Source organism: Paenibacillus sp. SAF-068 (assembly GCF_051967555.1).
Taxonomy (GTDB): domain Bacteria; phylum Bacillota; class Bacilli; order Paenibacillales; family Paenibacillaceae; genus Paenibacillus.
The window spans coordinates 237,986-249,844 of sequence record NZ_JBQCJX010000006.1 but is presented as its reverse complement, the minus strand read 5'-3'; the positions used below and the strand labels follow the sequence as shown (position 1 = coordinate 249,844).

Here is an 11,859-nt window from a genome sequence, read left to right as displayed (position 1 = left end):
GGCTTGTCTCGAACTTTCGCGTTCATTCTGCAAGCAGAATGTTTACTCACTCGTTGTTCAGTTTTCAAAGATCAAACCCGATTTGTTTTACTCATTTGCGTCTCAACCAAGTTTCTTTGTTTTACTCATTTGCGTCTCAACCAAGTTTCGGCGGCGACTTAAATAATGTATCACATTTCGTTTGTTTTCGTCAAGAACTTTTTTTAGTTTCTTTTTTTGAAGCTCTAGTTCTTCACTTTTCCTCTGAAAAAATTATCGTTTGTTAGCGACAATCTCGTTTGAGGAACGAAATATAATGTAACATATATCATAAACCAGAGTCAACATTTTTTTATAAATTATTAAACAAACAAAAAAGGAAGGTTTCCCCTCCCTTATGTGATCAATATCATGTCAGACTTTTAGAGAAGTTTACGTCTCAATCCAATACCGAATTTCACGACCCTCTCCTCCGATCGATGGCCACCCTGCCGATTCTTTTACTATAGAACGAAAGACCAGCTTCCGAATAACCAAAGGCAGATCTTCTCGAACAAACCTTAACTGCGGATGATGAACAAGTTCGTTCATGCTCCACGGCTCCCTGCGACTTCTTAACACACGCAGCAGCAGCTCGGAGCATTCACTCATTTTGGACATTACCGAGAACTCACAGGCAAGCAGGACAAGCTCAACGCGCTGCTCCAGCGTCTCTGAGCTGACGGTAAGCTCCTGGTATAGTTTCCACAAAGCGCGATCCAGATTCTGCACATGTGTCCATACGGCATGATCCGGGTATATCCCCTGTTCAATCAATACAATTCTTGCCCAGTTCCCCAGAGCCTCTAATACATTATAGTAGGCGTCTACAACATGACCTTCCTGAATGTGACGTTTGGCCTCCACATACATTCTCAAGAAACTCGTGAATTCATGTAGCAGCTTCTGCTCACGCAATTCTGTCCCAAAGGCAGACAGTTCTTCTCGCAAATCACTTAAGGCGCTGTCTGCTTCCCAGATAATCTCACCTTCAATCAGACACTGGGTAATATTATTTTGATTCCCGGTAACCACGCTACTCTTTAATTCATGACGGCTTACATAGATCATTTGATAACGAAGATCACCATATCTGTAATGTCCCACCGCCGACTTCAATTGATCATCACTATGAACAACAAGTACTAATAATTCAAAATCTTGAATTAGGGAGCCGTGGAATCGCTCTCCCGGGTGGGAATAAGCGATAGCCCCAACTGCCCCTGTCTCTTCCGACTGTTCGGACAAAAAAGCAAGGTTCTTTAATTCCACGATTCCCTCCATACATTTCATGGCAGATAAGCGCCAAGTCAGTTATAATGTAATTCTACATCCAGACTGAAGTTTCCTTCTTTTCCAGGTCCGATACTACTCATACGATAGGAGCATTTTTCATGATTTTTAAATCAGCAAAAATTAATGCTTTTCGCACTTGGGGATTACTACTGACCATGCTAGGTATGGGCCTAATGATACTGGGAACAGCCGGAATTGTTTTCTGGGGACATGCAGGCAAGGTCTTCGCAGCTGTGGGACTCGTCATCGGATTGATTGCCATGATGGCCAGTCTAGCGATTTATTTCTGGGCGGGTATGCTCTCCACCAGTGCAGTACAAGTCGACTGTCCGGAATGCGGGAAGTTAACCAAAATGCTGGGCAAAACGGATCGCTGTATGTTCTGTCACACCATCCTTACCCTCGACCCTAATAAGGCCAATATGACCAGTCAACAACTGAAAGCGCCTTCTACAACACCCACCGATGGATAACACGAAATCATCTCCAACTGCTAAATGTCATTGTCTCAATTTCATGGAAGAACAAAAAAGGCCCGGTATATTTACCGGACCTTTTTGGACTTGGCTTATAAGTGAGCCCTTGTTGCGTTATCCATAGCTACGATATGAAGTTAAACTATGATTCCTATGGTTATTAAAAAGATAGATTGCATGTAAGATGATATTAAACAGGAGCAACTTCTGACTGTGCAACAAGAAAAGCCATCCGTAGTACATGGAGCATGAGTACATTATTTTTGATAACCAGCCTGCTTCAGTACCTCCCATGCAGAGGCATTAGCAAAACTCCGATTCCATGCCGCTACTCCGCCCAGTTTCAACGAAGCAATCAAATCCACACGTGCCTGAAGGGACACGGCATCTTCAATCCATATTTTCTTGGTAGCTCCATCTTCCTCGTATTCCACATAGTTCTGTCCACTTGCCTGATCCAGCTCGGGTTTGAGTTTCTTTTCTTGGATCAGTTCCACAATGGCATTCATGCCTACCGCTTTGGAAGACACTTTAACCTCACCCTGATCATTCTTCTCTTCTGTCCAGATTCTTGTGTAGAGCGGAACCGCCATAACCAATTTGTTAGAAGGAACTTCGTCCTCCTCAAGTATGCGTCTCATGGAAGCTTCGGTCCATGGGAGTGACGCTACCGATCCAGCCTTGGGACTGGCCGCCCAATGTTCATCATAAGCCATCACAATGACGTAGTCTGCAAAAGAACCTAATGCACGGCGATCCAGAAAAGCGGACCACATCTCACTGTTCGATTTTGGTGTTACATCGATCGATAACATCAACCCATGTATGCGTGCCATCGCCTTGATTTCGCGCACAAACTGGGTGATATTCGGCCCGTCATCTGTATACACGTTCTCAAAGTCGATATTGATACCATCCAGTTGATACGTTTGCGCATACTCCAACATCTGCTCAATAATATGAGTGCGTGTCTCGTAAGAAGCTACAGCTTCTTTGGTGATGTCCGGGTCAAAGCTGTTATCCATGAGTCCCCATACTTCCATACCCGAACGGTGAGCCCAGTTCACATAAGCTTGGTTTCCCTTGCTTTTCACCGTGCCCTGTCCATCCGTAATGTGAAACCATGTGGGACTGACCACATTCACACCAGGCATTTTGCCGATAGAGCCCACATCAGGCTGACGGTTGTACACGGCTTCCCAAACCAGATTTACCGGTTTATTCTGCCACTTCTTCTCTGATGCAGTCAGTGTAAACTTGGGTGTGTCCACCTTTTTTTTCTCCGTGAGTGCAATATAATCATTATCTACATATCCGGCATATCCATTATCGAGTTGGACAAAACTCTGTTCATCACCCGTTTGCCATACACGTACCCGTGCATCCTTTTCCATATCGGCAATGATTGGTGAGGATTCTCCTCCACGTTTATATAACGGTACCGTCTTGTCTGCTTTGGATGACAACGTATCAATCTCTGCATATTGTATCGTGTCCCCTCCACGCATCAGCAATACAGCACCTGTTACCGAATCTTCCTGTATGGCGATGCCGTACACTTCCTTCAATGGTTTGAGCGGAATGTATGCTTCTCCATCCTTAACCTCAGGTTTTACCGTCATAGGATAATCTTTGTGATTAAGTTCTGCTTGTGTACTGTCCTCTTTCATATGAAGAACTCGCTGAGGGGAGGCAATAATGATATCGCCCGACTCTGGTTCGTAACGTATGCCCGCATCAACTGCTTCTTGCAGCACCTTTACAGGTAACTTGAGTTGATCTCCTGTATCCAAGGCGTCTCCATCCATCAGTTGCCCATCTACAAAAATAGGCTGGCTTCTCCCTACCCAATCAGGGTCTTCATGGGTCTGGTTCAACCATACATTCGTTATAAGCCAGTAAGCCCCCCCGGCGATCAGACAAGCCCCGAGAAAACCGGGCCAAAATGAACGTCTCTTCTGACGTGTATATCTGCTTTTTCTACCCAAACGTCTACCTCCGTTAATTATGCTGAATCATAAGGATGTGCGCATAAGTTGTTTTAAGAATAAATGTTTTGCATAAATGCTAAAAAAAAACGTGAAGAATCCATACTGAATTCTGCACGTTAATATTGTAATTCAACTCTCTTAATCCCTGCAACTTTTGCATACGCCATATACTTCTAGTCGGTGACCGTGTACTTCAAATCCTGTACTAGACTCCGCCTGAAGCTCTACACTTTTCAGTGAAGGATAGCTAAAGTCTTCAATCTTGCCGCATTGATCACAGATAACATGATAATGATCCGTCACATTGGCATCGAAGCGGCTTGAATTATCTCCGTATGTCAATTCCCGGACCATGCCTGCTTCCAGAAACATCTTCAAATTGTTATATACCGTTGCCACGCTCATACTGGGAAATTGGGGTTCAAGGGCTCGGTAAATTTCATCGGCTGTCGGATGCCCCATGGATTCCATCAGATAGTTCAATATGGCATGACGCTGGGGTGTAATACGGACACCGGTCGTTTTCAGATGCTCCAACGCATGTTGGACACGTGTTGCCATAAAACCCACCGCCTTACCTTTCATTCTCTGGTGAAGAGTAAGTTACTGTCTCCTCGCACAAAGTTGATTCCCGGCCATGAAGAACGACAATCCATCTTTCATGCCGTGTAATCTTGCCAGTGTACATTTATTGTACGGCGATTACAAGTTTATTGTCAACGCGGCAGTCAAGGAACCTCTGTAGAATCCTCCTGGGAATTTGCTCCGTCCTCAGTAGTCTGTTCCAGATTTTCAGCCGTATCTTCAGAATCAGTTGTAGTTGTTTCAGGCGTAGATACCGCCGGGTTCCGATGAATGGATAGATCGCTATTGCCTTCGATTTTCACCCTATACTCACCTTCGCCGAGCTGGCCTTCTATGGTTTTGTTCTGTACTTTGAAAGGCAGATCCGTACTTAGATCTCCATAACTGCTGGAACCCGCGAGACTGTAGTCTCCGCGATCAGGAAGTAATACGTTAATGGCTCCCACAGCACTGTACACATCCCAGTCTCCCCCGACTTTGGAAGATACGATGTTAATACTGCCATTAAGCGATTGAGCTTTGATTCCCAGATTGGCTCCATCCAGCGTAATATTGCCGTTGCGTGTCTCGGCAGTGAATTCACCAACGGAGTCGGAAATACTGATACTTCCCACTTGTGTAGTAAGATCTACATCGCCGGAAATACCGCGAGCCTTCATGTCCCCACGGTTACTGTCCAGATCTACATTACCAATGGCATTAGCTACAATGACATCCCCGTTCAACGTCTTTCCTGAGATATCTCCAACCGCATTGGTAATTCGGATGCGTCCATTACCCGTTTCGGCGAGTATGGTACTGATCGCTTCCGGCCGGTTTAATAATATGGCTCCATTGGAAGTTCGAATATCCAGATTAAAACGACGATCATCCGGAATCGTAATGGTAAGATTCATACGCGGCTGCGTTTTTTCATTGTCCCCATACGTCTTGCCTGTAGCTTTGATATGAATCACTTTCGTACCGTCGGTCTCCACAAAAGAAGCATCTGCTACGGCCTTCGCCTGTACCTCCGTCGTCTGATCTACCCAGATCACGGTTCGTACTTCAATCTCCTCCGTGTCTCCCCGTTGCACCGAGATATCTCCGTTCACACCTTCGACCACAAGATCTGACGTATCCATTCCAACAGGTACACGAATTGTCCCCTTATCCTCCATATACCCTGCCGCTTGACTGTAGTCCATGGATGCCGCTCCGAGATTCAGACTCACTCTATTCCATAAGTGCATGTAGTGGTCCTGCTCGGTGACGATAAATACGGAAGCCGCCAAAATCAGTGAGGTTAGAATACCTTTGGCATCGGGTCTGAAACGTACTTTGATTTGCTCATCAGGATGGCTCGGGTTATCCGATTGTACCTTGTTTTTTCTACGTGTCCACAGGAATAGCACAATATATTCAACACCTAGAACAACGAGCAAAAATGGCCACCAGTCCACCATCTCATATACATAGTCAGTTCCCCACCGTTTATCCATAATCAACAGCACACCGACCGCTATGATTAAGGCGGCAGCCGTATAGCGGCCAACCCGGACTTTACGGTTCATCATGTTCCCCCCTTGTATCGTTTCGCCTACATTTTCTTCTTGTTCAACATTACCCAGAACTCACGGCCAAACAGAAGCAAACCTCCTGCGATCATGAGTATTGCAAATGCATATCCGCCGTATACGGCGAGGAGCTCTTGAAACCAGCGCGGTTTGCGAAAGAACAGCACCATCAATGATCCTCCTACAATCAGAAGTAACCCGAACGATATGCCTCTCTCCCAGACCATCATTGCATCTCGTATAGAACGTTCATTGGATAGCGGCTTGTCCGAAGTTGCCTGGGTTACGGCTCTGCGTCTGCGCATCATGACCCAATCCGCAGATTGCAATACATCGTATACATTGTAAAAGTAAATAACCGGGATACACAAAGCCAGCAGGATAAGCAGTGGCACATTGATCTGTATACCAATGGATGAGAAATACAACACTGCTGACAGATCAAGCAAAACAAGCAGCATAAAGGTCAAACCTCTCATGTACAATCTCAGATAAATATGACCGAGGCCAGGAATAATAGCGCTCAGTAATCCTGCAATAAACTTGTGCGTCCGATTCCTGACCGGTTTGCCTTGGACTGTGCCGGACCTTCTGTTTGATTGACGTCTCCGTTTCATAACATACTCCTCTCTTCTGAACTGACTTTCCGCTCTTCATGCATTTGGTTAGATAGTACCCTAAAGAGCAAGGAGAGTAACTGGAAGAAATATGGATATGACCAAAAACCCTCCGGCACTACTGGCCTCGGGAGGGTTTTAATTCATTTATTCGACCGATACCTTGGTAACGTGTTCCCACTGTCTTAACTTGGATACCAAGCCTACCGTTTTGAAATCATGAGGTACCTGAACATGTAACACAATCTCAATTTTACGTTCAACCGACACCATCTCTGCATAAGCCAAGTCTTGTTCATTCACGGTGATTTTACGAATTTTGATCTTCTCCTGCTCCATGCATGAAGACAGTTGCTCTAGAAAACCGGGTTCTGACAAGGTATGAAGTGTAACCACATGCAGTTTGTTCCCTCGCAGATACCTCAGCTCTAACTTGTTGAAGACCCATAAATTAAGCAATACCAGGACAGTTGATACAATAGAGGCAAAAAAGAATCCCGCACCTGCTGCAAGCCCAATGGCTGCAACAACCCAGATGGAAGCAGCTGTCGTAAGTCCGGTAATGGATTTTCCCGTGAAGAGAATTGTTCCTGCCCCCAGGAATCCGACACCCGTGATTACAGCCGTAGCCAGACGTGCTGGATCGATCCTTACATTTAATTCATTAGCAAAATCTTTAAAACCATAAACAGATAACATCATAATTAATGCAGAACCAAGACATACCAGGATATGGGTACGCAAACCGGCAGCATGATTGGACCGTTCCCGCTCCAGGCCTACGAGCCCTCCAAGCAGCATAGCCAGCAATAATCGTAATAAAATGTGCCACTCATCAATGAACCAGGGATCGCCCAAAGTCGGTATTCCTCCTCAAGTTGTTCATATTATTAAAGTTTATTCTTGTGAAAAGTCGTTAATTCCACTCCAGGTGCAATTGGTGTAACTTCCACGGGATGAAAGCCAAATTTGGTGTACAGATTGACAGCGGGTTGATTCAGCGTTCCTGTGGAGACGATATAGCGTGCAAGATTGGCATGCTGCTCCAACACATATGTCATCAAAGATGCTGCAATTCCCTTGCGAAAGTGATCCGGGTGCACCATCATTCGTGTGATGGTCAGTGTATTCTCCTCTTCCTCCGCCACAGCGACAGCACCGATGAGCTCTCCGTCATCATGGATACAACCATAAAAGTTCTCTCCACACTCCTGAAGAGTCTCCATCGTATCCATCAAAGGAGGAATCTCCTGAAATCCGATGATTTCGGCTTCCAATCGATAGGCTACATGCTGTAGTCTCCATAACTGTCCCAACGTCTCCAGATCATGCAGTGACAATGGTTGAATGTTCATATCCGTTCCCCCGTCCGAAATACATTTGTACATATCAATACCAAAAAGAGGCTGTCACAGGGACGAGCCTCTTTCTGTCCGGCCTCACCGGAAGGATTAGCGGTTCAGTACATCTGCAAGCAGTTGGTTGGCTAAAGCAGGATTCGCCTTGCCTTTACTTTCTTTCATAACCTGACCAACAAGGAAGCCAATGGCTTTTTGTTTACCAGCTTTATAGTCTTCCACGGATTGAGGGTTGTTCGCTACAACCTGCTCAACGATGGCAAGAATGGCGCCTTCATCACTAATCTGCACAAGACCCTTTTCTTCAACGATCTGCTGCGGAAGCTTGCCGCTCTCCAGCATTTCCTTGAATACGGTTTTGGCAATTTTGCTGTTAATGGTGCCCTTCTCCAGCAGTCCGATCATCTCACCCAAACCTTGACCTGTCAGCGGAACCTGAGTCACCTCAAGATTGCTCGTATTCAGGTAACCCAGCAAGTCGCCCATAATCCAGTTGGATACGGATTTGGCATCCTGAGTGAATTTCAAACTATCTTCAAACAGATCGGCTATAGCCTTGGATGAAGTAATAACTTCTGCATCATAGCTAGGTAACCCATAATCAGCCGTGTAACGGGCTTTACGCTCGTCCGGGAGCTCAGGTATGGTAGCCTTGATACGCTCTTTCCAGGCTGCATCAATATGCAGCTTCACGAGATCCGGGTCCGGGAAATAACGGTAGTCATGCGCCTGTTCCTTGCCACGCATCGACAGTGTTTTTCCTTGCGCTTCGTCCCAGCGACGTGTCTCCTGCACCACTTCACCGCCATCATCCAGAATCTCAGCCTGACGATATTGTTCATATTCGAGACCACGTTGAACACCACGGAAGGAGTTCATGTTCTTCAGCTCGGCTCTTGTTCCCAGTTTCTCCTGTCCATGTGGACGCAAACTGATGTTGGCGTCGCAACGCAGTGAACCTTCTTCCATCTTCACGTCCGATACATCACAGTACTGCATGATGGCGCGTAATTTTTCAAGATATGCACGTGCTTCTTCCGGAGAAGAAATCTCAGGTTCGGATACAATCTCCACAAGCGGAGTACCGACACGGTTGAAGTCCACCAAAGACGCGTATCCGCCATCAATATGTGTGAGCTTCCCTGCATCTTCCTCCAAGTGAAGACGCGTGATGCCGATTCGTTTCGTTTCACCATTCACTTCGATATCAATCCAGCCGTTCTCACCGATAGGTTGATCGAATTGCGAGATCTGATAGGCTTTTGGTGAGTCAGGGTAAAAGTAGTTTTTACGGTCAAACTTGCTGACATCAGCAATCGTACAATTGAGAGCCATCGCTGCCTTCATGGCGTAGTCCACCGCCTGACGATTCAGTACAGGCAGTACACCCGGATGTCCGAGACAGACCGGGCAGGTATGCGTGTTCGGCGGAGCTCCAAAAGCTGTGGAGCAGCCACAGAAAATTTTGGAGTTCGTATGCAACTCCACGTGGACTTCAAGTCCAACGACCGTTTCATATTTAGATGCGGACATTTCTATATTCCTCCGTTCCGGGCAGTCTACAGCTGCGGACGCTGCTTGTGGAATTCTGTATTTTGTTCAAACGCATGCGCTACACGCAATACGGTTGTTTCATCAAAGGCTTTACCGATAATCTGCAAACCGACAGGCAATCCATCCGAGAATCCACATGGAATGCTAACGGCAGGTACGCCAGCCAGGCTGACCGGAATCGTCAAAATATCGTTTAGATACATTGTAAGCGGATCATCCACCTGTGAACCGAGTTTGAACGCCGTAGTTGGCGCCGTAGGTCCAATAATCACATCATATTTGGCAAATACATTGTCGAAATCCTGTTTGATCAATGTACGTACTTTCTGTGCTTTCAGATAGTAGGCATCATAGTACCCCGAACTGAGTGCATACGTTCCGAGCATGATACGTCGTTTCACTTCGGGACCAAAGCCTTGGCTCCTAGACTGATGATACAGATCCAGCAGGTTATCCGGATTGTCTGCACGCACGCCATAACGCACGCCATCAAATCGAGCCAGGTTCGAAGAAGCCTCCGAAGAAGCTAGCAGGTAATACGTAGCCACAGCATATTCGGTATGCGGCAGGGATACTTCTTCCCATGTTGCCCCAAGTCCTTCGAGAACTTTCAATGCAGACAGAACGGTCTCTTTTACTTGTGGATCGACGCCTTCACCGATGTATTCCTTCGGAACAGCAATACGAAGTCCTTTAACATCACCTGTCAGTCCGCTCAAATAATCCGGAATCTCCACTTTTGCAGATGTCGAATCTTTCGCGTCATAACCGGCAATGGCTTGCAATACATAAGCAGAATCTTCAACATTTTTCGTCAAAGGTCCAATTTGATCCAAAGATGAGGCAAATGCAACCAAACCAAAGCGGGAAACAAGTCCATATGTCGGTTTCAATCCAACCACACCGCAGTACGAAGCAGGTTGTCTGATGGAGCCACCTGTGTCTGATCCGAGCGTGAAGTATGCTTCTCCCGCAGCGACAGCTGCTGCCGAACCACCGCTGGAGCCTCCTGGAACGCGATCAAGCGCCCATGGATTACGTACTGGGGAGAAACTTGAGTTCTCATTGGAGCCGCCCATGGCGAATTCGTCCATGTTTAGTTTACCAATAGTGACCGTATCCGCAGCTTTCAATTTCTCGACCACTGTTGCATCATACACCGGGTCGAAATTACGAAGGAATTGGCTGCCGCACGTCGTGCGCAGTCCGTTCGTAACGATATTATCCTTTATACCTACAGGCAGGCCGAAAAGCAAACCTTTCTCCTCGCCGCTCACCAGACGGTCGTCCAGTTGACGCGCACGAGCGCGTGCCTGTTCTTCATCCAGTGCCAAATACGCCTTAACCTTATCGTCATGCGCGCCAATATTCTGATACGCCTGATCCACCAGATCGCTGACCGACAGCTCTTTGGCATGCAGTTTGTTATGTAACTCAGGCAACGATTGTTCAAATAAACTCACAGTTTTTGTCCTCCTTCCGGTTATCTGTTATTCCATTACAGCAGGCACTTTAAATTGCCCGTCTTCTTCTTCCGGTGCATTGCGCATCACCTGTTCAATCGACAGGCTTTCTTTGGTCTCATCTTCACGCATGACATTGCTTACGTGCAGAACGTGAGTGGTGGGTTCGATGTCTTCCGTATCCAGCTCATTCAGCTTTTCTGCATATTTTAAAATCGCGTTCAGCTGACCTGTCAGGGTCTTTTCTTCTTCAGCAGTCAAGTTAAGCCGGGCCAGCTTGGCCACATGCTGAACGTCATTATTCGAAATACTCATTAGCGGATGCCTCCTTCATTCGTTCTGATTCCCGAAGCGACCTGAAACGAATCGCTCGTTTAACGGGCTAAAGTCTCAAGATAACTTTTTTCATTATAGGTGAGATAGTTCGACAATTCAATGCAAATGACCTGACAGTCTTCCGGGAAACCAAAAACGAACTTATAATATAAAAAAGAGCCGGCATCAGCCGACTCCTCAAATTCTAAATCCATGCACGCAGATTAACCTGCTTTATAAAATCCGCCTGTGACATAACATCGTTCGCGGTTTCCTCTTCCTCTTCCACAGCTTGAAAATCTCCGTTCATCAAATGATGAAACAGCTTCTCATTGTGTGTCGCAAGGGCGTAATCTATCAACGCTTCTCGCTCGACCCGCTCAGCTTCCTGCTTCAGCAGAACCTCTTCCAGATCGACGTCGCCGGATGGAACAAAAAAGTTCCGATTCACCTGCGGCACTCGAAGCACGTAATCGAACGCATTGTCCGGATTCCGGTCATAAGCGATGATGAAACCATATTCCCCCACAGGAAGATTCTGCTCAAACGCATCCGCGACGATGACAACCTTCTCTCCTAATCGCAGCATCGTCTAACCTCCTGGTAGTCTATCTTAATATTTATTTGTAT

At 46.4% G+C, this 11,859-nt stretch carries 12 protein-coding genes; 1 reads left to right on the top strand and 11 read right to left on the bottom strand.

Annotated features, from left to right (window positions below; translation table 11 throughout):
• Positions 1-411: 411 nt before the first annotated feature.
• Complete coding sequence (locus ACTHPG_RS25060; RefSeq protein ID WP_440392082.1) at positions 412-1,290, bottom strand: nucleotidyltransferase-like protein; 879 nt, start codon at positions 1,288-1,290, stop codon at positions 412-414.
• Between the two features lie 122 nt (positions 1,291-1,412).
• On the opposite strand from ACTHPG_RS25060, the gene ACTHPG_RS25055 reads away from it, so the two are divergent.
• Positions 1,413-1,787: a DUF2614 family zinc ribbon-containing protein gene (locus ACTHPG_RS25055; protein WP_440392081.1), complete on the top strand. Its 375-nt coding sequence runs from the start codon at positions 1,413-1,415 to the stop codon at positions 1,785-1,787.
• A gap of 260 nt (positions 1,788-2,047) precedes the next feature.
• Here ACTHPG_RS25055 and ACTHPG_RS25050 read toward each other — a convergent pair whose 3' ends face one another.
• The 10 genes from ACTHPG_RS25050 to ACTHPG_RS25005 form a co-directional block, all read right to left on the bottom strand.
• Positions 2,048-3,778 carry a glycosyl hydrolase family 18 protein gene (locus ACTHPG_RS25050; protein WP_440392080.1) on the bottom strand — a complete coding sequence of 577 codons (1,731 nt, stop codon included), beginning with the start codon at positions 3,776-3,778 and terminating at the stop codon, positions 2,048-2,050.
• A gap of 141 nt (positions 3,779-3,919) precedes the next feature.
• Complete coding sequence (perR, locus tag ACTHPG_RS25045) at positions 3,920-4,342, bottom strand: peroxide-responsive transcriptional repressor PerR (RefSeq protein ID WP_026081471.1); 423 nt, start codon at positions 4,340-4,342, stop codon at positions 3,920-3,922.
• A 167-nt stretch (positions 4,343-4,509) separates the two neighbouring features.
• Positions 4,510-5,922 carry a DUF4097 family beta strand repeat-containing protein gene (locus ACTHPG_RS25040; protein WP_440392077.1) on the bottom strand — a complete coding sequence of 471 codons (1,413 nt, stop codon included), beginning with the start codon at positions 5,920-5,922 and terminating at the stop codon, positions 4,510-4,512.
• A gap of 23 nt (positions 5,923-5,945) precedes the next feature.
• The gene (locus ACTHPG_RS25035; RefSeq protein ID WP_440392075.1) at positions 5,946-6,539 is read right to left on the bottom strand and encodes a hypothetical protein; all 594 of its coding nucleotides are present in this window, start codon (positions 6,537-6,539) and stop codon (positions 5,946-5,948) included.
• Between the two features lie 147 nt (positions 6,540-6,686).
• Complete coding sequence (locus tag ACTHPG_RS25030; RefSeq protein WP_339237672.1) at positions 6,687-7,397, bottom strand: MgtC/SapB family protein; 711 nt, start codon at positions 7,395-7,397, stop codon at positions 6,687-6,689.
• A gap of 32 nt (positions 7,398-7,429) precedes the next feature.
• Entirely contained in the window at positions 7,430-7,894 is a 465-nt protein-coding gene (locus tag ACTHPG_RS25025; protein WP_440392073.1) for a GNAT family N-acetyltransferase, read from the bottom strand.
• Between the two features lie 96 nt (positions 7,895-7,990).
• The gene (gene gatB, locus ACTHPG_RS25020) at positions 7,991-9,430 is read right to left on the bottom strand and encodes an Asp-tRNA(Asn)/Glu-tRNA(Gln) amidotransferase subunit GatB (RefSeq protein ID WP_062836483.1); all 1,440 of its coding nucleotides are present in this window, start codon (positions 9,428-9,430) and stop codon (positions 7,991-7,993) included.
• 26 nt (positions 9,431-9,456) lie between these two features.
• On the bottom strand, positions 9,457-10,914 hold the full coding sequence (gene gatA, locus ACTHPG_RS25015) for an Asp-tRNA(Asn)/Glu-tRNA(Gln) amidotransferase subunit GatA (protein ID WP_149846800.1): 1,458 nt from the start codon (positions 10,912-10,914) through the stop codon (positions 9,457-9,459).
• A 27-nt stretch (positions 10,915-10,941) separates the two neighbouring features.
• Entirely contained in the window at positions 10,942-11,229 is a 288-nt protein-coding gene (gene gatC / locus ACTHPG_RS25010) for an Asp-tRNA(Asn)/Glu-tRNA(Gln) amidotransferase subunit GatC (RefSeq protein WP_440392070.1), read from the bottom strand.
• A gap of 205 nt (positions 11,230-11,434) precedes the next feature.
• Entirely contained in the window at positions 11,435-11,818 is a 384-nt protein-coding gene (locus ACTHPG_RS25005; RefSeq protein WP_024631336.1) for a hypothetical protein, read from the bottom strand.
• Between the last annotated feature and the right edge of the window lie 41 nt (positions 11,819-11,859).